The following is a 24179-nucleotide window of genomic DNA, read 5'->3' on the forward strand; positions in this document are numbered from 1 at the left end:
TCCGGGGCGTTGGCCGCAGTCTAGACCCAGCGCCGCGGAACCCGAAATGGCAGGATGAGCTGGATGGGCAGAGCCGCGAAGCGATCGCAATCCAGGCTTTCATGCACCCCCATGGCGGTCTCGCCGCAGAGCGTCGTCTCCAGCACGGAGCGCGCATAGAAGGGCGTGTCGAGCAGCGTCTTCACGATGCGCGCCCCCTTCTCGCTCTGGGTGGCGCGGCGGATGCCCCACATGGAGCGGCGCATGGTGACGTCGGGCGGCACCGGCATCTCCTCGATGCGGCCATCCGCGTGGAAGCGCAGGGCCAGTTGCTGGCGCGTACCGTCGCGGCGGCGCGCGTCATAGAGGATGGCGGCCCCCTCCTTCAGCGGCACGCGGCACCAGTCCCACTCGCGAAAGTCGCGCTCCAGCGGCGCCGAGCCCCAGTTGCTGTCGAAATAGCCATGGCCCTTCCAGGAGAGGCCTGGATGCTCCAGCTCCACCTCGACCTTGGCGGCGGCGCTCATCGGCCGCCAATGATGATGGCCGGCCGCATCCAAGGTGAAGACGCGGCGGTTCATCGGGCCGGGCGTAAGGCGCACCTTGCCGCGGATGCGGCGCGGCAGGGGGACCGCAACCTCGTCGAGATCCAGCGTCAGCACCTGGCCGTCCCAGCGCATGGCGGAGGGGCCGATGGTGATACTGACATCGTCGCGCTTCAGCGCACGGGCGGGCCGGTCGGTCATCGCGAAGCGCGCGGGGCTGCCATAGAGCGCCACGTTGATGCAGCAATGGTTCATGGGGTCCGCCGGGCCCTGGCGGCGGGCGATGGCGTAGTAGGGCGAGAAGACCGAGCCCAGGAAGACGATGATGGTCAGCCCGTGGCGATGATCCTCGCTCAGCGCGTCCAGATACCACCAGGCGTAGCCGTCCTTCGGGGGCGTGTGGTGGAAGCCGGGGCCGAGGCCGTTCGAGGGATCGTCCAAGGGCAAGGGCGGATCTCCTGGACCCTGCGGGTCGCTCGTTGCCCGACCGTGACGGTCAGGATCGGTTGACAGTTTTTTCGTACTGACGCGAGATTGCTGTCAATTGAACGTGACAGTCAATGAGGAGAGTGCCATCTTCGCCCTTCCGAAGGGAGCACTTCCATGGACGCGAACCGTCGCATCGAACGGCAATTGACCGAGGCCCTGGCGCCCGGGGCCACGCCGCCCCTGCTCTCGCTCGCCATGCATCACGCCGTCTTCCCCGGCGGCGCGCGCGTGCGCCCGCGCCTCTGCATGGCCGCCGCCGCCGCCTGCGGCATGGATGACCCGGTGCTGGTGGACGCGACGGCCGCCGCCATCGAGATGCTCCACTGCGCCTCCCTCGTGCATGATGACATGCCCTGCTTCGACGACGCGGCGACGCGGCGCGGGCGGCTCACCGTCCATCGTGCCTTCAGCGAGCCGCTCGCCCTGCTGGCGGGCGATGCGCTGATCGTCCTCGCCTTCCAGACCATCGCGCGGGCGGCCGCCCAGTGTGCCCATCCGGAACGACTGGGCGCGGTCATGCGGATCGTGGGCGATTCCGTCGGCACGCCGCTCGGCATCGTCGCCGGCCAGGCCTGGGAATGCGAGACCCGCGTGGATGTGGCCGCCTATCACCGCGCCAAGACGGCCGCCCTCTTCGCCGGCGCCACCATGGCGGGGGCCGCCGCCGCCGGCGGGCCTGTCGAAGCCTGGAGCCATGTCGGCATGCGCCTGGGTGAGGCCTATCAGGTGGCCGATGACATCGGCGATGCGATCTCGGATGCCGAGCAGCTGGGCAAGCCGGTTGGCCAGGACGCGGCGCATGACCGGCCGAGCGCGGTGCGCGAACTCGGCCTGAAGGGCGCCGTCAAGCGGTTGGAGGAACTCGCGGATCTGGCGGTGGAAGCGATTCCCCCCTGCCCCGGCCGCGCCGAGCTGGGCGCCCTGATGCGGCACGAGGCGCGGCGCCTGGTGCCCAAGACCCTCCCCGCCCACGCGCTCTGAGCATGGTGGCCCTGACCTCCCCCCTGAACTGGCGGGACCGCCTGGCCGCCTGGCATGACCGGCTGGTCGCGAGCGCCGATTTCCGCCGCTGGGCCGGCCGCTTCCCGCTCACGCGCGGCATGGCCAGGCGGAGGGCGCGCTCCCTCTTCGACCTCGCGGCGGGCTTCGTCTATTCGCAGGTGCTCTACGCCTGCGTGCGGCTGGATCTCTTCACCATCCTCTCCGAGGGCCCGCAGGAGGAGCGTACCCTCGCCCACCGGCTGGGCCTGCCCGCCGATGCGGCCGCGCAGCTGCTGGAGGCGGCCGAGTCGCTTGGCCTCACCAAGCGCCGCAATGGCCGCTGGGCGCTGGGGCAGTTGGGTGCGGTGATGGTCGGCAATGCCGCCATCGAATCGATGGTGACCCACCATGCGATGCTCTACGCCGACTTGACCGACCCCGTGGCCCTGCTGCGCGGCGAGCGCGGCGGCGGCAAGCTCGCGGCCTACTGGCCCTATGCGGGCGTGGAGCGCCCCGAAGCGCTGGGCGATGCCGAGGTCGCGCCCTACACGGCGCTGATGGCGGCCTCGCAGCCGATGATTTCGGGCGAAGTGCTTGATGCCTATGATTTTTCGAAGCATCGCTGCCTGCTGGACGTGGGCGGGGGCGATGGCTCCTTCCTGCGCGCGGTGGCCTCGGCGCACCCGGCGCTGAGCGTCATCCTCTTCGACCTCCCGGCCGTCGCCGCCCGCGCCGAAGCGCGATTCGCCGCGGCCGGCATGGCCGATCGCGCCCGCGCCATGGGCGGCGATTTCCACGCGGGAAGCCTGCCGCAGGGTGCCGACATCATCAGCTTCGTCCGGGTCCTGCACGATCATGACGAGGCGGATGTGGCCCGGATGCTGCGCGCGGCCCATGCCGCCCTGCCCCCCGGCGGCACCCTGCTGGTGGCCGAGCCCATGGCCGAGACTCGCGGCGCCGAGGCCATGGGAGCCGCCTATTTCGGCTTCTACCTGCGCGCCATGGGCACCGGCCGGCCGCGCACGCCCGCCAAGCTCTGCCAATTGCTGGAGGCCGCGGGCTTCCGGCAGCCGCGGCTGCTGCCGACCGCGACACCGCTTCTGACGCGCGTGCTTGTTGCGTCCGCGTGACATGTTGCCGAGATCGATTGTCCATTTTGCTTGACACTTCTTACCGTAGTCCTAGATTGACATACCGTCCCTGAAAGGGAGCCAACCACCCGTGGACACCATCGCGGTCCTGATGACCCAGCCGGAGCAGCTGATGCTCCAGCGCGTCGACCTCCTGCCACCCGGCGAGGAAGATGTGGTGATCCATGTCGAGTGGTCCGGCATCAGCACGGGCACGGAAAAGCTCCTCTGGCTGGGCCGCATGCCGAATTTCCCGGGCATGGGTTACCCGCTCGTCCCTGGCTATGAGAGCGTCGGCCGCATCGTCCAGGCCGGCCCGGCCTCAGGCCAGGCCGTGGGCCGGCGCGTCTTCATCCCCGGCTCGCGCGGCTTCCGTGACGTGCGAGGCCTTTTCGGCGGCGCCGCCGGTCGATTGGTGACTCCGGGCGCGCGCGTCATCCCGGTGGACGAGTCGCTGGGCGATACCGCGATCCTGCTGGCGCTGGCCGCCACAGCCTATCACGCGATCGTGGACCATCCGCCGGAGTTGATCATCGGCCATGGCGTGCTGGGCCGACTGCTCGCGCGCATCACGCTGGCCATGGGCCATCCGGCGCCCACCGTCTGGGAACTCAGCCCCGAACGCGCTGAGGGTGCGGAGGGGTACACCGTGCTCTCGCCCGAGACGGATGCGCGCCGCGACTACCGCCGCATCTGCGATGCGAGCGGCGACCAGAACATCCTCGACCAGCTCGTGGCGCGCTTGGCACCCGGCGGCGAGATCACGCTGGCCGGTTTCTATGAGCGCCTCTCCTTCGCCTTCGCCCCCGCCTTCATGCGGGAGATGCGGCTGCGCATCGCCGCCGAGTGGCAGGCGCAGGACATGGCGGCGCTGAACCGGCTCATCACCGAGGGCAAGCTCTCCCTCGACAACCTGATCACGCATCGCCAGCACGCCGGCGACGCGCCTGACGCCTACCGCACCGCCTTCGGCGATGCGCGCTGTCTCAAGATGGTCCTCGATTGGAGAACAAAAGCATGAATGCTGTCCCCGGGAACATGCAGCCTTCCGACGCCGACGCCTCCATGGAGGTGATCCCGGCGAAGAAGGAAACGCAGATCATCGCCATCTACGGGAAGGGCGGCATCGGGAAGTCCTTCACACTGGCCAATCTCAGCTACATGATGGCGGCGCAGGGCAAGCGCGTCCTGCTCATCGGCTGCGACCCGAAGAGCGACACCACCTCCCTCCTCTTCGGCGGCCGTTCCTGCCCCACCATCATCGAGACCTCGTCCCGCAAGAAGGCGGCCGGCGAGCAGGTCACGATCGGCGATGTCTGCTTCAAGCGCGATGGTGTCTTCGCCATGGAACTGGGCGGACCCGAAGTCGGCCGCGGTTGCGGCGGGCGTGGCATCATCCACGGCTTCGAGCTGCTGGAGAAGCTGGGCTTCCACGAATGGGATTTCGACTACGTGCTGCTCGACTTCCTGGGCGACGTGGTCTGCGGCGGCTTCGGCCTGCCGATCGCGCGCGACATGTGCCAGAAGGTCATCGTCGTCGGCAGCAATGACCTGCAGTCGCTTTATGTGGCGAACAATGTCTGCTCGGCGGTGGATTATTTCCGCAAGCTCGGCGGCAATGTCGGCGTGGCCGGCCTGGTCATCAACAAGGATGACGGCACGGGCGAGGCGCAGGCCTTCGCCGCCGCGGTCGGCATCCCTGTGCTGGCCGCGATCCCGGCCGATGAGGATATCCGCCGCAAGAGCGCGAATTACGAGATCGTGGGCATGCCGGGCGGCCAATGGGCCCCGCTCTTTGAGGCGCTGGGCATCCAGGTGGCGGAGGCCCCGCCGCTGCGTCCCACGCCGCTGAGCCACGAGAACCTGCTGAACCTCTTCAAGGGCGATGCGGTGGGCCGTGGCGTCACGCTGCAGCCGGCGACGATGGAGGACATGTGCGGCACCGATGTGCTGAACAAGCCCTCCCTCGAAGTGGTCTACGAGGGCGCCTGAGGCATGGACGCCCTCCCCCCAGCCAGCCCTCCGGATCCCAGCGGCCAGCCCTGTCATGCGGGCCGCGAGACCTTCGACGCCGCGGCGCGCGCCGCGGGCAAGACGGAGGTCATGGACCAGCTGATGAAGGACTACCCGCGCGGTCCGCATGACCAGCCGCAGAGCATGTGCCCGGCCTTCGGCAGCCTCCGCGTGGGCCTGCGCATGCGGCGCGTGGCGACCATCCTCTCGGGCAGCGCCTGCTGCGTCTATGGCCTGACCTTCACCTCGCATTTCTACGGCGCGAAGCGGACCGTGGGCTATGTGCCGTTCAACTCCGAGACGCTCGTCACCGGCAAGCTCTTCGAGGATATCCGCGACGCGGTGAACGAGACGGCGAAGCCCGAGGATTACGACGCCGTCGTCGTCACCAATCTCTGTGTGCCCACGGCTTCCGGCGTGCCGCTTGAGCTCCTGCCCAAGGAGATCAACGGCGTGCGCATCATCGGCATCGACGTGCCGGGCTTCGGCGTGCCGACGCATGCGGAAGCCAAGGACGTGCTGACGGGCGCCATGTTGCGCTATGCGCGCAACGAGGCCGAGCAAGGCCCGGTGGCGCGCCCGCGCAACCACAACGACGACGTGCGCAACGTCTGCCTGGTCGGCGAGCTCTTCCCGGCCGACCCCGTCGGCATCGGCCAGATCCTGGCGCCGATGGGCCTCGCCGCCGGCGCGCAGGCGCCCTGCCGCGAGTGGCGTGATCTCTACTCCGCGCTGGACTCCGTCGCCGTCGCGGCGCTCCATCCCTTCTACACGGCGAGCGTGCGCGAGTTCCGCGCCGCCGGCCGCAACGTCGTCGGCTCCGGCCCCGTGGGCGTCGAGGGCACCGCCGCCTGGATCGAGACCATCGGCCGCGCCGCCGGTGTGCCCGAAAGCCAGCGCGAGGCCGCCCGCCAGGCCGTGCTGCCCGCGATCCGCGGCGTCCTCGCCGCCAACCCGATCGCGGCCCGCATCACCGTCTCCGGCTATGAGGGTTCGGAGCTGCTGGTGGCGCGCCTGCTGATCGAAGCCGGCGCCGAGGTGCCCTATGTCGGCACCGCCGCCCCGCGCACTGAATGGAGCGCGGCCGACGCGGAGTGGCTGAAGGCCCAGGGCTGCCATGTGCAGTATCGCGCCTCGCTCGAGCAGGACATGGCCGCGATGAAGGAGGTCCAGCCGGACCTCGCGTTGGGCACCACGCCGCTCGTCCAGAAGGCAAAGGAGATGGGCATCCCAGCCCTCTACTTCACCAACATGGTGAGCGCCCGGCCGCTGTTTTCCATCGCGGGTGCGGGCTCCATGGCCGGGATCGTCGCGGCGCAGACCAAGGGCCGCGAGCGCTTCAGCCGCATGGTCAGCTTCTTCGAAGGCGTCGGCACGCCCGATGGCGCGGGCTACGGCTTCCGCGAGAGGCCGGTGGACCCGCCGGGCTTCCGCGAGCGGCAGCGCAAGCTGCGCGCGGCGAAGGCCAAGGCCGAAGAAGCGGTGGGGACGTAACGCCATGCTCGTCCTCGATCATGATCGTGCCGGCGGCTACTGGGGTGCCATCTATGCCTTCTCGGCGGTGCGCGGCATGCGCGTCGTCATTGACGGCCCGGTAGGCTGCGAGAACCTGCCCGTCACCGCCGTGCTGCACTACACGGACGGCCTGCCGCCGCATGAGCTGCCCATCGTGGTCACCGGCCTCGATGAGGAAAGCCTCAGCCAGAACGGCACCGAGCCCAACATGCGCCGCGCCGCCGCGACGCAGGATCCGGACTTGCCGGCCGTGGTCGTCACCGGCTCCATCGCCGAGATGATCGGCGGCGGTGTCACGCCGCAGGGTTCCAACCTGCAGCGCTTCATCTGCCGCACGATTGATGAGGACCAGTGGCAGGCGGCGGACCGCGCCATCAACTGGCTCTGGACCGAATTCGGCGCCAAGGGGCGGAAGATGAAGCCGCGCGTCCGCAAGGATGGCGAGGCGCCGCGCGTCAACATCATCGGCCCCATCTATGGCACCTTCAACATGCCGTCCGATCTCGCGGAGATCCGCCGCCTGGTCGAGGGCATCGGCTGCGAGATCAACCTGGTCTTCCCGCTGGGCAGCCATGTCGAGGACATCGCGAAGCTGCCGAACGCGGATGTGAACATCTGCATGTACCGCGAATTCGGGCGCAAGCTCTGCGAGGAGCTGGAGCGCCCCTATCTCCAGGCGCCGATCGGCATGTTCGCCACCACCAACTTCCTCCGGAAGCTGGGTGAGCTGACGGGCCTCGACCCCGAGCCCTTCATCGAGCGCGAAAAGCACACGACGCTGAAGCCCATGTGGGATCTCTGGCGTTCGGTGACGCAGGATTTCTTCGCCTCCGCCCCCTACTCGGTCGTCGCCACGCACACCTACACGCATGGCCTGCAGCAGTTCCTGACGGAGGAGATGGGCATCCCCTGCGCCTATGCGGCTGAACGCCGCGCCGGCCAGAAGCCCGACAATGCCGCGACGCGCGAGGCGATGAAGAAGCCCGGTCTCGTCGTCTTCGGCAGCTTCAACGAGCGCATGTACATGGCGGAAGCCGGGACGCGCGCGGCCTATATCCCGGCGAGCTTCCCGGGTGCGATCATCCGCCGCGCCACCGGCACGCCCTACATGGGCTACGCGGGTGCGACCTACATCATCCAGGAATACTGCAACGCGCTGTTCGACGCGCTCTTCCATATCCTCCCGCTCGGCACCGAGATGGACAAGATCCCGGCCACGCCGGCGCGTCCCTCGGATGTCTGGGAGGAGGATGCGCAGGCGCTGCTGGATGCGCTGGTCGAGCGCGAGCCCTTCCTGATCCGCATCTCGGCCGCCAAGCGCATGCGCGAGGAAGTGGAGCAGGCGGCGCGTGACGCCGGCGAAGCGAAGATTACGCGCGCGCGCGTCGCTCAGAGGCTGCGCGTTCCCGAAACAAGATCGGTGGAGACGGTGCCCGCATGAGCGCGCCTCTCCCCCTCACCCTCTGTCTGCCTGGCAACACCGGGCCGTCAGCCGTGCGTGGCGTTTTCGCCACGTACATCCTTGCCGCGCGGGACTTGCACGGTAATGGCCGCAAGGCCGGTTGGAGGTCAAATTCATGGCCGATGTGACTACGAGGTCCGGTGTGACGGAAGCCGAGGCGCGTGAAATTCACCGCCTGGTGATGCAAGGCTGGATCTTCTCCGTGTTCGCCTCGATGGGCGCGCACATCCTCGTCTGGCTCTGGCGTCCGCTCGTCTACGGGACCCAGGTGGTTCCGCCCGATTGGCGGATGTTCCTGTGATCAGCCGCCGGGCTTTCCGGTCCTGATCGGCAGCCCGGCATTCTCAATCGAGAGGAGAGTATTCAATGCACAAGATCTGGATGGTGGTGAATCCCCTCCGCGTCGGCGTCCTCGGCACCCTGGGTGTCGTCGGCATCGCCGCGGTGATTCACTTCGCCGTGCTCAGCTCGCCGCGTTACTGCGACCACCTGGGCTGGTGCGCGACCACGCCGACCTTCACCCCCGGGCAGCCGGTCGGCCGCTGATCCACGGGCGCTTCTCCAGAAGCGCGCGCGGGTTTCGCAGCTCGAACTGACGAGGGCATGCGGATCACGTCCTTCGGGGCGTGATCCGATCCCTCCCAGCCCGGGCGAAGAGTGTCGCTCCACGGCAGTGGGCGAGGCATGCGCAGCGGGCGTCGCCCGCTGCCGAGGATGACGACACACCCGGGTGGGCTTCGGCGCTGCCCTGACAGGAGCATCAATCCATGGCGATGCTGAGTTTCGAACAAAAATATCGCGTCCGCGGCGGTACGCTGGTGGGAGGGGACCTCTTCGACTTCTGGGTCGGGCCCTTCTATGTCGGCTTCTTCGGCGTCACGACGATCTTTTTCACCCTGGTCGGTGTCGGCCTGATTCTGGTGGGCGCCGCGCATGGCGGCACCTGGAATCCCTGGCTGATCAACATCGCCCCGCCCGACCTGAAATACGGCCTCGGCCTCGCGCCGATGTACGAGGGCGGGCTGTGGCAGGCCATCACCATCTGCGCGCTCGGCGCCTTCGTCTCCTGGGCGTTCCGCCAGGCCGAAATCGCCCGCAAGCTTGGCATGGGGATGCACATCCCCTGGGCCTATGGCATGGCCGTCTTCGCCTACTTCACGCTCGTCGTGATCCGCCCCGTGCTGATGGGCGCCTGGGGGCACGGCTTCCCCTACGGCATCTTCAGCCACCTCGATTGGGTGTCGAATGTCGGATACCAGTACCTGCATTTCCACTACAATCCGGCGCACATGATCGCGGTGAGCTTCTTCTTCACCACGACGCTGGCGCTCTCGCTCCATGCCGCGCTGGTACTGGCCGCGATCAACCCCGCCAAGGGTGAACCGGTGAAGACGCCGGAGCATGAGAACACCTTCTACCGCGACTTCATCGGCTACTCGATCGGCACGCTGGGCATCCATCGGCTCGGCCTGTTCGTCGCTCTGTCGGCCGGCTTCTGGAGCGCGGTGTGCATCGTCATCAGCGGTCCGTTCTGGACCCGCGGCTGGCCGGAATGGTGGAACTGGTGGCTTCAGCTGCCGATCTGGAACTGAGAGGAAGGGACTCCGCACATGGAATACCAATACCTCTTCACGCGGCTGCAGCCATCCGGGCCGCACTACCCCGGCGTGAAGCTCCCTCCGGGCAATGACGCCCGGATCGGACACCCGACCAGCAGCCGACTGCTCGGCTACTTCGCCGATGCGCAGATCGGGCCCTTCTACCTGGGCAACCTGGGCGTGCTCTCGATCCTCTGCGGCTTCATCGCCTTCGAGATCATCGGGCTCAACATGCTGGCCTCGGTGAACTGGAACGTCGTCCAGTTCATCAAGCTGCTGCCCTGGCTGGCCCTCGAGGCGCCGCTGCCCAAGCACGGGCTGCGGATCCCGCCGCTCGCCGAGGGCGGCTGGTGGCTGGCCGCCGGCTTCTTCCTCACCGCCTCCATGTTCCTCTGGGCGGCGCGGATCTGGCGGCGGGCTGCCGCTCTCGGCCTCGGGCAGCACACCTTCTGGGCCTTCATGGCCGCCATCTGGCTCTACCTGGTGCTGGGCTTCATCCGCCCCATCCTCATGGGCTCCTGGAGCGAGGCGGTGCCGTTCGGCATCTTCCCGCACCTGGATTGGACGGCCGCCTTCTCGATCCGCTACGGGAACCTCTTCTACAACCCGTTCCACGCCCTCTCGATCGTCTTCCTCTATGGCTCCACGCTGCTCTTCGCGATGCATGGCGCCACGATCCTGGCCGTGGGCCGCTTCGGCGGCGAGCGTGAGGTCGAGCAGACCGTGGACCGTGGCACCGCGGCCGAGCGCGCCGGCATCTTCTGGCGCTGGACCATGGGCTTCAACGCCACCTACGAGAGCATCCACCGCTGGGCCTGGTGGTTCGCCATCCTGACGCCCATCACCGGCGGCATCGGCATCCTGCTGACGGGCACCGTGGTGGACAACTGGTACCTGTGGGCGGTCGAGAAGCGCTTCGCGCCCGCCTATCCCGCGGTGTGGGGTGTCATCCCCGTGCCCGGCCGCTGAGAGGAGAGCGAGACATGAAGTTCAATCTCATCTTTGGCGGATTGGTCGCGGCGGTGGCGGGCCTGGCCTTCTTCGTCGTCACCTTCGAGCGGCCGCCCGTCGCGACCGAGCAGGGTGGCTTCCGCGGCACCTCCATGGGGCGGGTGGAAAACCCCCGCACCGTGGCGGTGGTGAACGCCCGCAATGTCGCGCCGCCGGCTCTCGAGCCGGCGGAGGATGACCCGACCAGCCCGCGCGCCTCGGAGATCTACGAGAACGTCCGCGTGCTCGGCCATCTGAGCGTCGAGCAGTTCGGCCGCATCATGCAGGCGATGACCGAATGGGTGTATCCCGGCGAGGGCGAAAACCAGGGCTGCAACGGCTGTCACGTGGAAGGGAACTTCGCGGCCGAGGGCAAGTACCAGAAGACGGTGGCGCGGCGCATGCTGCAGATGGTGCAGACCATCAACACCACCTACAACAGCCACGTCCAGCAGGTCGGTGTCACGTGCTACACCTGCCACCGTGGCCAGGCCGTGCCGGCCGCCGTCTGGGCCACTTCGCCCCCGAATGCGCGCCTGCACCGCCTGCTCTCGACGGCGCCGGAGCAGAACCGCCCCGTCGCGGCCAATGCGCTCAGCAGCCTGCCCACCGATCCCTTCACGCCCTATCTCCTGCGTGACAACCCGATCGGCGTGCAGTCCTCCACCTCGCGCCAGGCGGACAACAACTCGAGCATCCTCGGCACCGAGTGGACCTACTCGCTGATGATGCACATGTCGTCCTCGCTCGGCGTGAACTGCACCTTCTGCCACAACAGCCGCAACTTCTCCGGCTGGCAGGACAGCACGCCGCAACGCGTGACGGCCTGGCACGGCATCCGCATGGTGCGGGCCATCAACAATGACTACATCGAGCCGCTGCGGCCGGAGTTCCCGCCGCACCGCCTGGGCCCGCTGGGCGACACGCTGAAGGTGAACTGCACCACCTGCCACCAGGGCGTGAATGAGCCCCTGCGCGGTGCGCGGATGCTGCAGGACTACCCTGAGCTGAACCCGCCGCCGCGGCGGGCCGGCCTCGAGCAGCCCGCGCGCAACTAGCGCGGGCCTACTTCCTCACTCATCGGCGCGGGCGGCGAGAGCTTCCCGCGCTTTTTCATGTCCGGCAGCAGGACGGTGATACGGCCCGCGACCACAGAAAAGGCCAGGAGCTGCGCCCCTGACCCTCATGATTTCCGGGAGGATCCCGCGCTCTACCAGGCCAGCTCGAAGCGGCAGGCGGATGCGCCCGCAGCGGCGCAGCTGACCTGCGCGGCCTGGCAATCGCGGGAAACCAGCGCCCTGAACAGCCCCGCCAGTGTCTCGCCGTAATAGTCGCAAAGCGGACCCGGCTCATGCGCGCCCCGGCAGATCGCGCACCCCGCGAGCCCCACCTCCACCGGCCGCGCGACGCGGGCCGAGAAGGCGGCACTTCCCGCGAAGGTCCAGGAATGCCTCGAGATGGCGCTGAGCAGCACGCGCGCTGAGAGCCAGGCTGGAAGGCGCGGCAGAAGCAGCACGAGCGGCCGCGGCACGCGATGGCCCAGCAGGTAATGCGCGGTCCTCCGCCCGGCCTCGGCACCAATGGCACGTGCGGTGGGCACGCCAAGCAGGCCGCGCAACGCGGCGTGCAGTCGCACCACCTGCACCTCGGGCACCATGCCCTGCGGCGGCTCACGCAGCGCATCCGAAAGACCGGCCGCGGCGAAGACATCCGCCGCGACCGCCCTGCCCCGCATCTGCGTCAGCGCCTCCGCCACCCGGATGATGGCATTGGGGCCGATGCGCGCTTCAGACACGCGGCGCCGGCTTGACCGCCTCCATTTCGGCCTCGGTCATCTGCTGGTCGCCGCCGCCGCAGGCCTTCACCACCTCACGCTTGCGCGGCGGCGCGTTCTTCCAGTCGCGCGCCTCGGCATCGAGCTTGCGTGTGTTGTCGAAGTGGAAGTCCACCTTCTTCTTCGATTGCGGGCCCCAGTAGCCGACCTTGCCGAGGTCGTAGAAGGTCCGCTGGAAGCCCGATTTGAGGAAGGCCTTGAGGCAGCCAAGCAGGTAGCTCCGCCGGCGCTTATCGCGCGTCCAGGGATACTGGAAGAACGCCTTGTTCATGTAGAAGCGGCGGTAATTGTGCATCACGCGGTCGAGCAGCGTGGCGCGATCCATCGCGTCCGGCTTCATGATGGGTGTGACGAAATTGTACTTGTCGAAGTCGAAGACCTCGACCTTGTCGCCCAGCTCGCGGAACAGGTCGCTGAAGGGCCAGGGCGTGTACATGGCCCAGTTCGCCATGTCGGGATTCCAGTCCCGCGCCATCTGGTAGGTCTCCTCCAGCGTCTCGACCGTCTCGTTCTCAAGCCCCACGATGAACTGCGCCTCGGAGACGATGCCGTTCTTGCGCAGCAGGTCGATCGCCTTCTTGTTCTGCGCGACCGTCGTCTCCTTGTTGAAGCGGTCGAGCTTCAGCTGCGCCGCCGCCTCGGTGCCGAGCGAGACATGGACGAGGCCCGCCTTGCGATACATCGGCAGCAGCTCCTCGTCGCGCAGGATGTCGGTGACGCGGGTATTGATGCCCCATTCCACCGGCAGGTTGCGCTCGATCATCAGCTCGCAGAACTGGATGAACTTCTTGCGGTGGATGGTGGGCTCCTCATCGGCGAGGATGAAGAAGCCCACATCATGCTCACGCACCAGCGTCTCGATCTCGTCCACCACCTTCCTGGGGTCGCGCACGCGGTAGTCGCGCCAGAACTTCCACTGGCTGCAGAAGGAGCAGGTGAAGGGGCAGCCGCGCGCCAGGTTCGGGATCGCGACGCGCCGCCCTTTCGGAATGTAGATGTACTTGCTCCATTCCAGCACACCCCAATCGGGCTGGATGCGGTCCAGGTCCTTGATGGTGGGTGCCGCCGGCGTGGCTTTCACCTGCTGGCCAACGAGGAAGGCGAGGCCCTTCACCTGGTGCCGCCCCTCCATCCAGTTGCCGCGATCCACGCAGCTCACGAGATCGAGAAAGACCTGCTCGCCCTCGCCGCGCACGATGGCGTCGATCCAGGGGGCCTCGGCCAGCACCTGCTGGTACATGAAAGTGCCGTGGATGCCGCCCAGCACCGTGACGGCATCGGGGCAGACTTCCTTCGCGATCTTGAGCAGCTCTTCCGCCTTGTAGATCGCGGGCGTGATGGCGGTCGCGCCGATCACATCGGGCTGCGCCTCCGCCAGCATGTCGCGCACCTGATCATCCGTCAGGTTGTTCGTCATCGCGTCGATGAAGGTGATGTCGGTGTAGCCGCCCGCCTTCAGGTAGCCGGCGAGGTACGCAACCCAGGCCGGCGGCCAGTTGCCGGCGATTTCCGCTCCGCCCGAATGGTAGTTCGGATGAACGAGGACGATCCGCATGCTGCACCTTTCGTGGCTTCCATCGGAAAGCCTAGGTGCGGCCGCGTCAGCGCTCCTTGATGTGGCGCAAAACGGTCAGGGTTGCGCCGTGCGCTGCGCGATTTTTTGCCGCTCCTCGAGCTGCGCGAAAAGCTCGATCGCCCAGCCGATGCGCTCGCCGAGGCTCTGCTCCGCGATGGCGAGTTCCTCGGCTGGAACCGCCTGCACCAGATACGCGTTGGCTTCGAGCGGCGGCTCGGGCGCCACCGCGCGGCGCGGCATGGCCGGCAGCCAGGAGCGGGCGAGCAGCGCCATCTTGCGGCGCGAGGAGACGACGGCGCGGCGCGAGACGCTGTCATGCCCAGCCCGCACCACCTCGGCGCCGATCTCGGCATAGATGCGGTGCGCGGCACGGATCGCCGGACGGCAATCGCGCGGCAGCATGGCGATCCCCGCTTCGGCGCGCGTGTACAGCCGCGCCGCCTCCGCCAGGAGCCTCGCGGTGACGCTGGCCACGCCGGCGGAGAACACGGGGTTCGCGAGGAAGGCGTCGGGGTCCACATCGGCCTCGCGCAGCCATTGGCGCGGCAGATAGAGACGGCCGTTGCGCGCATCTTCGCCCACATCGCGCGCGATGTTGGTGAGCTGCATGGCGGTGCCGAGATCCGTCGCGCGCGCAAGCGCCGCGTGGCGCCGCACGCCCATCAGCAGCGTCATCATCGCACCCACCGTGCCGGCCACGCGCGCGGCATAGGCGTGCACGTCATCCAGCGTCTCATAGCGGCGGCCGGCCGCGTCCCAGGCGAAGCCGTCCAGCAGCGCCTCGGGCAATTCGCGCGGCATCTCGTGCGCCTCGACCACATGGGCGAAGGCGCGGTCGGCCGGATGGTCCTGTGGCGCGCCGCGATAGGCGGCGTCCAAGCGCGCGCGCATGATGGCGAGGCCCTCGGCCGGGTCGGCCGCGTCATCCACCGCGTCATCGCCCAGGCGACAGAAGGCGTAGAGCGCCGTCGCGGGGTCCCGCACGCGGCGCGGCAGCAGCAGCGAGGCCGCGTGGAAGCTCTTGGAGCCCACGCGCAGCAACTCACGACAGGCGGCAAGGTCCTGTTGGAACGTGTCGCTCATGGGTGATCCTCCAGGATGGCGTGCAGGACGCTTTCGGGCGCCTCTTCATGGGCGAGATGACCAAGACCGGGCAGCGCATGGATGCGCGCCTGGGGCAGGATACGCATGAGGCGCCGCGCCTCGCTCGGCCGGATCGTCTGGTCCTGCTGGCCGATCACCAGGAGCAGCGGCGTCTTCAGATTCGGCAGGTCGCGCCGCAGCGCGTGCAGATCCCAGGCGGCCATCATGCCGAGCGTGCCGGCCACATGCTCCGGCCGGCGGAAGAGGCGCGCATAGAACTCGATCCCTTCCTCATCCAGCTTCGAGCCGGTGGCATCCAGCAGCCGGCGCACCACCACGGGATCCGCCGCGCGCCAGGCGAAGAGGCGCGGCATACCGGGCAGCCGCACCATGAGCCGCGCGAGGGGCGAGAAGACCTGCCCTGCCCAGCCGCCCAGCGGCAGAAGCGCGCCGTTGATCGAGACCAGAAGCTCGGGCGCCACCAGCCCGTCCAGGCACATGCGCGCGCCGATGGCCGCCCCCGCGGAGTGGCCGATGACAAGACGAGGCTCGGCCTGCATCGTCTGCAACAGCGCGCCGAGGGCCCGCGCCATGCCCTCCATGGAGAGCGCATCGGCCGGCGCCTCGCCCGTGAAGCCCTGGCCCGGAAGGTCGGGCGCGATCACCGTGTACCGGCGCGCCAGCAGGGGCATCAGCCCGCGCCAGGAATGGGTGGAGGCGCCGGTGCCATGCAGCAGCAGCGCGACAGGCGAGTTGCCCTCCCCTGGGCCCATCACCTGCACATGCCAGCGAAGCCCGCCCGCATGCTGGAAGCGGCTGGCGGCGCGGTGCGGCCAATCCTCCCGCAGATCTGGGCTCGCTGCCTCAGGTGAGAGGGTGAGCGCCAGACTCATGCTGCCAGTCCGACCCGCACGGCGCCGGCCAGCGCCTGGGCGCCCGCCTGCGGCAGAGGCAGGCAGCGCCCGCCGCAGGCCGTGGCCAGCGTGGCAGAGAATGGCTGAGGCCGCGGTGCCGTATCCACCACCAGGATGCTGTGCGCCTCGGCGCGGAGCAGCCTGGCGACGGCCAGTGCATCCTCCTCCGCCACCGGGCGGCCGGTGCGGCCATCGCGCGCCATATTGGCGCGTCCATCGGTGAGGACCACGATCAGCGGCGTGCGGCCTGCGCGGCGTTCCAGGCGGGCCAGCGCCAGCGCCGCATCCATGCCCGAGGCGAGCGGGCTCGCCCCCCCACCCGGCAAGCCGGCCAGCGCGCGCTTGGCACGCACCAGCGATTGCGTCGGCGGCAACAGCAGCTCCGCCGCCTTGCCGCGAAAGGCGATGACGGCGACCCGGTCCCGCCGCGAATAGCATTCGGCCAGCAGCAGCTCGACCGCGCCCTTGGCCTCGGCCAGACGATGCAGCGCGGCCGAGCCCGAGGCATCCACCACGAAGATCGCCGTGCTTTCGCTGTGCTCGCGGAAGCGCTTGATGCGGAAATCCTCGCGCCGGACGGCGATGGCGGCATGCGGGGCGCGCGGGCGCAGTCTCTGCCAGGCGACGGCCGCGCGCAGCGTCTCCAGCAGCGCGATGCGGGCCCCGTTGCGAGGCTCGCCCGGGCGGGTGCCAATGGGCCGGCCGCGCTTGAGCGAGATGCGCTCGGCGCCCTGCTTGCCGGCCGTGGGCGTGCGGGCACGCAGCCCGGCGGCGGCGAGGGTTGCCAGCAATTGCGCCGGGAGCACGGCGTGCGTCGCGTCGAGGAGCACATCCTCCATCGCGTCGGAATTGCGTGGCTCGGCCCTCGACTCGCTCTCGGGCGGCGGCTCAGGTGCCTGGTCGGGCGGCGGCGCCTCCTCGGGGGGCGCGGGGAGCATCACGGCGCGCGGCCCCAGCACCAGGCGGACGGCGAGCTGCGCATCTTCGGGGCCCGGAACGGTGCGGCCATGCAGCGCGGCGGCGGCCCGGGCGGCCCGCAGCGTCAGGGCGGGCGCGCGCAGCGAGGTGATGCCGCAGGCCATGGCGGTGGCGAGGATGGCCTCGATCAGGGCGTCATCGCTCTCCACGCGGGCCAGGCGCTCCCGCGCGGCGGCGACCTGCCCGCCGGTGAAGGGTGCCGCGGCCGGCGCCTCGCTGAGGTCGGGCTGGAAGGCGAGGCGGTCGGCCAGGGCGGGGGGCGGCGCCTCGTCCTCCAGGCCCTCATCCAGCGCCACCATGGCATAGCCATGCGCCTCCTGCCCCGCCGTGAGCCGGGCAGCGGTGGCCCGGGAGAGACGCTCGGCCATGGGCATGACCAGAAGGCCCGCGCGCGTCGCTTCCAGGAGGCCCACGGATTGCACCGGCCGGCCGCGCGCCAGGGTGGCGGTGAGGTCAAGCCCACCCAGCAGCGCGTCATCGCCGATGCCGGGCGGCAGGCGGCGCTGGGGCATGTCGCCGGGCAGCAATTCGCGCAGCGTGGAGAGCCAGCGATCGCGCTCAAGCCCGGGACGGCAGCGCAGCACCGCACCGCCCAGGCCGAAAGGGTCCACCGCCAGCAGGCAGGCGGCCATGGCCGCATCCTCGCCCGGCGACGGCGCCCGGGCCGGGCTGGTCACGGCCCGAAGACTTCCTGCACGGCGCGGGCCACACGGGTGGTGGCCACCGCGTCATCCAGCGGGTTGCGGCGCAGGCGGTGGCGCAGGGCCATGGGCGCCAGACGGCGCAGATGATCGAGGCCGACTTCCGTCGCACCCTCGAAGGCGGCGAGCGCCCGGGCGGTGCGCATCAGTGTCAATTCGCCGCGCAGCCCGTCGGTGCCTGCGGTGAGGCAGAGCTTCGCCGCCATCTCCAGCACGTCATCGGGCAGGACCACGCGCGGCAGCAAGGCCCGCGCGGCGAGGATGCGGGCGCGCAACCCCTCCTCCTCCGGGTGCCATTGCGCGCAGAAGCCGGCAGGGTCGCGCTCGAAGGCGTCGCGGCGCTTGATGACCTCGATGCGCGTCGGCAGGTCGGCGGGTGTCGTCACCTCGATGGAGAGGCCGAAACGGTCCAGCAACTGCGGCCGCAATTCGCCCTCCTCGGGGTTGCCGCTGCCCACCAGCACGAAGCGCGCGGGGTGGCGGATGGACAGGCCGTCGCGCTCCACCACGTTCTCGCCGGAGGCGGCGACATCGAGCAGGAGGTCCACGAGGTGATCCTCCAGCAGGTTCACCTCATCAATGTAGAGAAAGCCACGATGGGCACGGGCCAGCAGCCCCGGCTCGAAGGCCTTCTGGCCCTGGGCCAGCGCCTTTTCGAGATCGAGCGCGCCGACCACGCGATCCTCCGAGGCGCCGAGCGGCAGATCCACCACGGGCACGGGCACGGTCACGGCCTTGGGCGCGCGGCGGGCGCAGGCCTCGCAGCCCGGAGCCGGCTTGCCCGGCTCGCAGTTATAGGCGCAGCCCTGGATAGCCCGCATGGGTGGCAGCAACGCCGCCAGCGCGCGGATCGCGGTGGACTTGCCCGTGCCGCGGTCGCCCAGTGCCAGGACACCGCCAATGCTGGGGTCCACCGCGCAGAGGCTCAACGAAAGCCGCAGCTCCTCCTGGCCGACGATGGCCGTGAAGGGAAAGACCAGCCGGGGCTGGGGCGGCGCCGTCCTGGCCGACTTCGCCTTTCGCGGCCTCGTCCCGACGATTGAGCCGTCCATGCTCAGGTGACCCGCCTCGGCTGGAAGCGCGCCCAGACCTGCTGCAGCGCGGACATAAGATGATCAATGTCGGCGTCCGTATGCGCCGGCGAGGGCGTGAACCGCAGCCGCTCCGTGCCGCGCGGCACGGTCGGGAAGTTGATGGGCTGCACATAGATGCCGTGCTCTTCCAGCAGCGTGTCGCTGATCTGCTTGCAGAGCTTGGCGTCGTAGACCATCACCGGAACGATGTGGCTCGGGTTGTCGAGATGCGGGATCTGCAGCTCATCCAGCCGGTTGCGGACCTGGGCCACGCGCTCATGCATCCGCTCGCGCTCGACGGCGCTTTCCTTGAGGTGGCGGATGCTGGCGGCCGCGCCGGCGGCCACGGCTGGTGGCAGCGAGGTCGAGAAGATGAAGCCCGAGGCGAAGCTGCGGACGAAATCCACCATGTCGGCCGACCCCGCGATATAGCCGCCGATCACGCCGAAGGCCTTGGCCAGCGTGCCCTCGATCACGGTCAGGCGATGCTGCGCGCCATCCCGTTCGGAGATGCCGCCGCCCCGCGCGCCATAGAGGCCGACCGCATGCACCTCATCGAGATAGGTCATCGCGCCGAATTCATCGGCCAGGTCGCAGATGGCGTGGATGGGGGCGACGTCGCCATCCATCGAATAGACGCTCTCGAAGGCGATCAGCTTGGGCGTCTCGGCCGGGATGGCGGCGAGCTTCTCGCGCAGGTCGGCCAGGTCATTGTGCTTCCAGACGATGCACTGGGCGCGGCTATGGCGGATGCCCTCGATCATTGAGGCGTGGTTCAGCTCGTCGGAGAGGACGATGCAGCCTGGCAGGCGCGAGGCGAGCGTGGAGAGCGTCGCCCAGTTGGACATGTAGCCCGAGTTGAACAGCAGCGCGGCGTCCTTGCCGTGCAGGTCGGCCAACTCACGCTCCAGCAGGATGTGCTCGTGATTCGTACCGCCGATGTTGCGCGTGCCGCCGGCGCCGGCGCCGCTGCGATCCAGCGCCTCATGCATGGCGGCCAGCACCTTCGGGTTCTGGCCCATGCAGAGATAGTCGTTGGAGCACCAGACGGTGACCTCGCCCACGCCGCCGGAGCCATGGAACTTCGCCTTGGGGAAGGCGCCGGCCTGGCGCTCGAGGTCGGCGAAGACGCGGTAGCGCCCCTCCTTGCGGAGGCCGTCGAGCTGGGTGCGGAAGAGGGTATCATAGTTCATCGTCTGGCCTTTCTTGTTTCAGGGCCGCAACGGCAGGCGGGCCGTCTCCCCATGCTGCGGGCATGGGACCGTGTGGATGGCAGCCTGCCCCGGCCGGCTCCAGGTCCAGAGACCGTCAAGCGGGAGGGGCAGCATGAGGAACCAGTGCTCGATCACGGCCAATGCCATCAAGGCCGCCAGCAGGGTATAGGCGGCGGCTTCATGGGGGCCTGCGCCCAGCCCATGCTGGACCAGGACGACGACCGCGATGGTCCCGCCCGTGACCGAGACCGGGAAGAGCGCATTCATCGTCCCGCGGCGAAAATAACTCGCCAGATGAAGGAGATGCGGCGGCAGCATGGTCTCGCCGAGGTTGCGCGCCCCCAGATAGATGTTCAGTTTCGCACTCTGACGCATGATCCAGAGCACCAGATAGGTGTGGAGCGCCATCTGGTTAGGGGCATCCCAAAGCAGGACCAGCAGCACCAGGCCGAGGCCCAGGATCGCCAGTTCGTGGTAGAGGATGGTCCTCAGCGCCGCCAGGAAACGCACCCAGCCCTGCGCGCCCGGCGGGCATGGCTGGCGGCTGGGGCCGGTGACCAGGCCCGTCAGGAAGCCGATCTCCCCCCAGGCCCAGATCACCACGCCGCAGGCGAAGCCGAGATAGGCCCCGACGACGCTGACATCCTGCGCCAGCGCCACCACCCCGTAGAGCGCGCCCACGAGAGCAGCACTCGCCCCCGCCATCGTCCAGTGGAAGCTCCGCCGAGGCAGCTGGTCCAGCACGAAAACCAGCGCCGTGCCGAACCACCAGACGAAGACCGCGAAGATGACGGGGAGGATGTGCTGCAGCACGCGGGGCTCCCTCTACCAGGCCGGGCTCAGGCGCACCTGCGCCGGCAGCTCCGCCTTGCGGCCGCGAATGAGGTAGAGGCGCGCAAAGACGGCCGCCGCCCCGATGCTCAGCCCGAAGCGCTTAACGCTGGAGAGGAAGCCCGGCTTGCGCCGCGTCTCGCCCATGGCCTCCGCGATGGCGAGCATGCGGTCCATGTTGCGCAGGAAGGCCGGCGCCTCGATGTCCAGCGTCACCGGGAAACACTGCTTGCAGATGTCCGCGGTGATGCGGAACACCTCCATGTCATACTCGGTGGGCGTCATGCCGAGCGCCTTGTGGAATTCGGGCCGGGCATGGTCGCGCACATACATGGTGGCGAAGACCGCGAGCTGGAAGAACTTGCACCAGAGGACGTTGATCCCGCTGGTGAGTTGCGGGTTCGCGCGCATCAGCAGCGCAAAGGCCTCGCCATGGCGGAACTCGTCGTTGCACCACTCCTTGAACCAGTTGAAGATCGGGTGGAAGCGCAGCTCCGGATGCCGCTCGAACTGGCGGTAGATGGTGATGTAGCGGGCGTAGCCGATCTTCTCGCTGAGATAGGTCGCGTAGAAGATGAACTTCGGCTGGAAGTAGTGGTACTTCTTCGCCTTGGTCAGAAAGCCCAGATCCACGCCGACGCCGAGGTCCTTCAGGCTGTCATTGATGAAGCCCGCATGGCGCGCCTCATCGCGGCTCATCACCGCGAAGAGCTCCTTGATGTCGGGGTTCTTGATGCGCTTCTTGATCTCGGCATAGAGCACGCAACCCGAGAATTCCGCGGTGACGGAGCTGACCAGAAATTCCAGCAGCTCCTTCTGCAGCGGCTCCGGCAGGTCATCCATGCGGAACTCGTCGAACACGGCGGTGCGGACGAAGTGCCCCTTGTTCGGGTCGCGACGGAATTCCGCCATCAGTGCGTCCCAATCCTCGCGGATGGAGCTGACGTCGAGCGCATCCATCGCCGCGAAGTCGGTCGTGTAGAAGCGCGGCGAGAGCACCGTCTCGGTGGTCGCCATCCGCGTCGTCTCGTTGAGCTGGCGCGGCGGGTTGGGGTTGATGTGGTTCATGCCGCGTATTCCTTCGGCTCGAAGCCACAGTGGTACAGCTCGGTGATCTCGATGATGGCCGAGACCTCGGTCCAGAGGCGGGTGAGCGGCCCCGCGCGATAGACGGTGGCCGTTGTCTCGTAGCTGCTGCACTCGCCATAGGCGATGTGCTCGGGCGCGCCGTTCACCACCACGCGATCGCCAGGGCGAAGCATGATGCCTTCGGGAACCGCATGGGCGTGGAAACTGTCGAAGCTCTGCTCGATCTCCACGGTGCAGGGAACCGTGATGGTGCGTGGGGCGGTGAAATCCTCCCACAGACCAGCCCAGAAGGACGAAGCCTCCTTCCTCATCAGTCTTCTCCTTGCGCGGTCAGCAGCCGCGAAAAGACCCCGGCGTTCGTCGCGCCAAAGGCCGTCAGGTCGATCCGGCGTCCGGTCGCCGCATCGTCGAGCGTGAGCTGGCCATCCGCCCAGCGGGCGAGGCGAAACGGCGCCTCACGACCCTGGCCTTCCTGCCGACGCTCACGCGCCAACGCACGGATGCTACCACGCACGAAGCCGCCTTCGGCTACTGGAAACCGCGCCAGAACCGCGGAATTCTGCGCATCACGGATGACAATGGAGCCATCCGCGCCATCCTCGAAACGAACCAGGCGCTCGGCGGCCGGCTGCTCGAGGCCGCGCACTTCCACCGAGCGCGGCTGGCGCCCACCGACAAGAAAGAGCACGGCGCAAATGACGCCGAGCATCGTCGCCAAGGGCAGGAAATTGCCGCGGTCGGTGAGCGTGAACATCAGGCCACCGCCGCGCCGGGAAGCGCGCTGTCACGCACCCCGCGTCCTTCCTCGATCACCGGCGTCACAGGCACCGAGGCGCTGGCCGCCAGCGCCCGCGCCAGCACCTGCGCCGCCCCCGAGGTCACGGGCACGGCGCGCAGCATCGGCTCCGCGCGGGCCACGCGCCAGGGCCGCGCATGCGGCCAAAGGGCGAGCCAGGCGATCTTCTGCTTGGACGAGAGCGTGAGGACGATGTCCTCCGTCCCGTCCGCATGGCGCTTCACCGCGGCGGCCTCGATCGCGGTGAAGGGAATGTTGATGGTCATCGGCAGCGCGACACCCACCCGCAGCACCACCCGCCGGTTGGTGATGGTGTAGAAGGCGGCCTGCGCCAGCGCCCGGCCGATCACGACCAGAACCGCGAGGCAGAACAGCGCCAGGCCGATGGAACTCGCCGAGGCGATGGCCGCCTCGCCGAGGCTCGCCGAGGTGGTGGCGGCGTTGTAGATGCTCCAGCCCACCATCAGCGCGAAATAGAGGGCGAGACCGCGCAGATGCAACGCGCGGCTGGCGAGCGACCACCAACGCGGGCTGCCCTGCCAGAGGATGCCCTCTCCCTCCGGCAACTTCTCGGGCAGGCCCGGAACCGGCTCGATCTCGTGCTCTCTCACAGGCAGGGTTCCGATCGCTCCGGCTTCGCGTAGAGCTGGCCGCCTGCGCAATAGGCCGAGACCATGTCCTCCTCGCGCAGCGTGATGCTGTCGCGGTAGCTCAGGCGCGGCGCATTGGCGAAGTGCTTGGCCAGCAACGTGCGGACCGTCACCACGCGGCGCTCGCCATCCACGCGGATGAGCGGGACAGGGTACATCATCGTCCGCTCGCCCATATCGGTCTGAACCGCGACCTCGATGTAGCGGAAGATCATCTCCGACTTGTCGAGCCAGACATCCACGCACTTGCCGGCGACGACGCCATCGGCGTCCAGCACGTCGAAGCCGCGCGGATCGGGGTCGCCATTGTCCACGCTGAATTCGGGCGCGATACGCAGCGGCACGATGGAGGGCGTGCCGTCATCATGCAGCAGGGCCGGATGCTGGCCGCGCATCACATAGGCCGCGGGGCCCACGCCATCCACGAGCGGATCGCCCGTGGGAATGAGCGGCGAGCCGGGCGAGGGATCCATCGGCACCATCGCGATCTCGCGCTCGGTCTGCGGCTTGGGCGCCTGCACGGTGGTGCCATTGGCGAGCAGGAAGGTCTTGGGGTCCGGCATGCCGGGGAAGCCGCCGACATTGTTCTGCTTGGGCCGCCCCGGCGTCACCAGCGGATATCCCTCGCGCTTGCTCTCCCGGTTCAGGTAGAGCACCAGCGCGGCGAAGAAGATCCAGAAGGCGTAGATCGAGACGGTGGCGTAATCGATACTGGTCAGATAGGTGCCTGCCTGCATG

Annotated in this window: 25 protein-coding genes; 11 read left to right on the plus strand and 14 right to left on the minus strand. The window is 68.7% G+C overall.

What is annotated here, in order from left to right; all coding sequences use genetic code 11:
- Positions 1–20: 20 nt before the first annotated feature.
- Entirely contained in the window at positions 21–971 is a 951-nt protein-coding gene (locus tag ACQ860_RS03355) for a carotenoid 1,2-hydratase (RefSeq protein WP_431301995.1), read from the minus strand.
- Positions 972–1127: 156 nt separating this feature from the next.
- On the opposite strand from ACQ860_RS03355, the gene ACQ860_RS03360 reads away from it, so the two are divergent.
- The 11 genes from ACQ860_RS03360 (at position 1128) to pufC (ending at position 11760) form a co-directional block, all read left to right on the plus strand.
- Entirely contained in the window at positions 1128–1994 is an 867-nt protein-coding gene (locus ACQ860_RS03360) for a polyprenyl synthetase family protein (protein ID WP_431301996.1), read from the plus strand.
- 2 nt (positions 1995–1996) lie between these two features.
- A complete protein-coding gene (locus ACQ860_RS03365; RefSeq protein WP_431301997.1) occupies positions 1997–3124 on the plus strand; it encodes a methyltransferase in 1128 nt (375 codons plus the stop codon).
- A gap of 91 nt (positions 3125–3215) precedes the next feature.
- Entirely contained in the window at positions 3216–4145 is a 930-nt protein-coding gene (bchC, locus tag ACQ860_RS03370) for a chlorophyll synthesis pathway protein BchC (protein ID WP_431301998.1), read from the plus strand.
- Positions 4146–4162: 17 nt separating this feature from the next.
- Positions 4163–5116 carry a chlorophyllide a reductase iron protein subunit X gene (locus ACQ860_RS03375; protein WP_431301999.1) on the plus strand — a complete coding sequence of 318 codons (954 nt, stop codon included), beginning with the start codon at positions 4163–4165 and terminating at the stop codon, positions 5114–5116.
- A 111-nt stretch (positions 5117–5227) separates the two neighbouring features.
- A complete protein-coding gene (bchY, locus tag ACQ860_RS03380; RefSeq protein ID WP_431302000.1) occupies positions 5228–6631 on the plus strand; it encodes a chlorophyllide a reductase subunit Y in 1404 nt (467 codons plus the stop codon).
- A gap of 4 nt (positions 6632–6635) precedes the next feature.
- Positions 6636–8093 carry a chlorophyllide a reductase subunit Z gene (gene bchZ / locus ACQ860_RS03385; protein ID WP_431302001.1) on the plus strand — a complete coding sequence of 486 codons (1458 nt, stop codon included), beginning with the start codon at positions 6636–6638 and terminating at the stop codon, positions 8091–8093.
- A 136-nt stretch (positions 8094–8229) separates the two neighbouring features.
- On the plus strand, positions 8230–8415 hold the full coding sequence (locus tag ACQ860_RS03390; protein WP_213612039.1) for a light-harvesting protein: 186 nt from the start codon (positions 8230–8232) through the stop codon (positions 8413–8415).
- A 65-nt stretch (positions 8416–8480) separates the two neighbouring features.
- The gene (gene pufA / locus ACQ860_RS03395) at positions 8481–8660 is read left to right on the plus strand and encodes a light-harvesting antenna LH1, alpha subunit (RefSeq protein WP_296739960.1); all 180 of its coding nucleotides are present in this window, start codon (positions 8481–8483) and stop codon (positions 8658–8660) included.
- A gap of 221 nt (positions 8661–8881) precedes the next feature.
- A complete protein-coding gene (gene pufL / locus ACQ860_RS03400; RefSeq protein ID WP_431302002.1) occupies positions 8882–9706 on the plus strand; it encodes a photosynthetic reaction center subunit L in 825 nt (274 codons plus the stop codon).
- Positions 9707–9724: 18 nt separating this feature from the next.
- On the plus strand, positions 9725–10681 hold the full coding sequence (gene pufM, locus ACQ860_RS03405; protein WP_431302003.1) for a photosynthetic reaction center subunit M: 957 nt from the start codon (positions 9725–9727) through the stop codon (positions 10679–10681).
- 14 nt (positions 10682–10695) lie between these two features.
- On the plus strand, positions 10696–11760 hold the full coding sequence (gene pufC / locus ACQ860_RS03410; protein ID WP_431302004.1) for a photosynthetic reaction center cytochrome PufC: 1065 nt from the start codon (positions 10696–10698) through the stop codon (positions 11758–11760).
- Positions 11761–11912: 152 nt separating this feature from the next.
- Here the strand turns inward: pufC and bchJ are convergent, their stop codons facing one another.
- From bchJ to puhA, 13 genes are all read right to left on the minus strand, one after another.
- Complete coding sequence (bchJ, locus tag ACQ860_RS03415) at positions 11913–12497, minus strand: bacteriochlorophyll 4-vinyl reductase (protein WP_431302005.1); 585 nt, start codon at positions 12495–12497, stop codon at positions 11913–11915.
- Positions 12490–14091: a magnesium-protoporphyrin IX monomethyl ester anaerobic oxidative cyclase gene (bchE, locus tag ACQ860_RS03420; RefSeq protein ID WP_431302006.1), complete on the minus strand. Its 1602-nt coding sequence runs from the start codon at positions 14089–14091 to the stop codon at positions 12490–12492. Before bchE ends, bchJ begins: the two co-directional genes overlap by 8 nt.
- Positions 14092–14166: 75 nt before the next feature.
- Entirely contained in the window at positions 14167–15195 is a 1029-nt protein-coding gene (locus tag ACQ860_RS03425; RefSeq protein WP_431302007.1) for a phytoene/squalene synthase family protein, read from the minus strand.
- Positions 15192–16088, minus strand: coding sequence for an alpha/beta fold hydrolase BchO (bchO, locus tag ACQ860_RS03430; RefSeq protein WP_431302008.1), 897 nt, complete (start codon positions 16086–16088; stop codon positions 15192–15194). The genes ACQ860_RS03425 and bchO overlap by 4 nt, the downstream gene beginning before the upstream one ends.
- Positions 16085–17764 (minus strand): magnesium chelatase subunit D, encoded by a 1680-nt coding sequence (locus ACQ860_RS03435; RefSeq protein WP_431302009.1) that lies wholly within the window; start codon positions 17762–17764, stop codon positions 16085–16087. The genes bchO and ACQ860_RS03435 overlap by 4 nt, the downstream gene beginning before the upstream one ends.
- The gene (gene bchI, locus ACQ860_RS03440) at positions 17761–18840 is read right to left on the minus strand and encodes a magnesium chelatase ATPase subunit I (protein WP_431302010.1); all 1080 of its coding nucleotides are present in this window, start codon (positions 18838–18840) and stop codon (positions 17761–17763) included. The genes ACQ860_RS03435 and bchI overlap by 4 nt, the downstream gene beginning before the upstream one ends.
- A 2-nt stretch (positions 18841–18842) precedes the next feature.
- Positions 18843–20054: a 5-aminolevulinate synthase gene (hemA, locus tag ACQ860_RS03445; RefSeq protein ID WP_431302011.1), complete on the minus strand. Its 1212-nt coding sequence runs from the start codon at positions 20052–20054 to the stop codon at positions 18843–18845.
- 18 nt (positions 20055–20072) lie between these two features.
- Entirely contained in the window at positions 20073–20888 is an 816-nt protein-coding gene (puhE, locus tag ACQ860_RS03450) for a putative photosynthetic complex assembly protein PuhE (protein ID WP_431302012.1), read from the minus strand.
- A gap of 12 nt (positions 20889–20900) precedes the next feature.
- Positions 20901–21974, minus strand: a complete 1074-nt coding sequence (gene acsF / locus ACQ860_RS03455; RefSeq protein ID WP_431302013.1) for a magnesium-protoporphyrin IX monomethyl ester (oxidative) cyclase — start codon at positions 21972–21974, stop codon at positions 20901–20903.
- Entirely contained in the window at positions 21971–22306 is a 336-nt protein-coding gene (locus ACQ860_RS03460; RefSeq protein ID WP_431302014.1) for a hypothetical protein, read from the minus strand. Before ACQ860_RS03460 ends, acsF begins: the two co-directional genes overlap by 4 nt.
- Complete coding sequence (gene puhC, locus ACQ860_RS03465; protein ID WP_431302015.1) at positions 22306–22749, minus strand: photosynthetic complex assembly protein PuhC; 444 nt, start codon at positions 22747–22749, stop codon at positions 22306–22308. The genes ACQ860_RS03460 and puhC overlap by 1 nt, the downstream gene beginning before the upstream one ends.
- Complete coding sequence (puhB, locus tag ACQ860_RS03470) at positions 22749–23402, minus strand: photosynthetic complex putative assembly protein PuhB (RefSeq protein WP_431302016.1); 654 nt, start codon at positions 23400–23402, stop codon at positions 22749–22751. The genes puhC and puhB overlap by 1 nt, the downstream gene beginning before the upstream one ends.
- Complete coding sequence (puhA, locus tag ACQ860_RS03475) at positions 23399–24178, minus strand: photosynthetic reaction center subunit H (RefSeq protein ID WP_431302017.1); 780 nt, start codon at positions 24176–24178, stop codon at positions 23399–23401. Before puhA ends, puhB begins: the two co-directional genes overlap by 4 nt.
- Between the last annotated feature and the right edge of the window lies 1 nt (position 24179).

The sequence above is a fragment of the Sediminicoccus sp. BL-A-41-H5 genome, from assembly GCF_050632405.1.
Classification (GTDB): Bacteria; Pseudomonadota; Alphaproteobacteria; order Acetobacterales; family Acetobacteraceae; genus Roseococcus.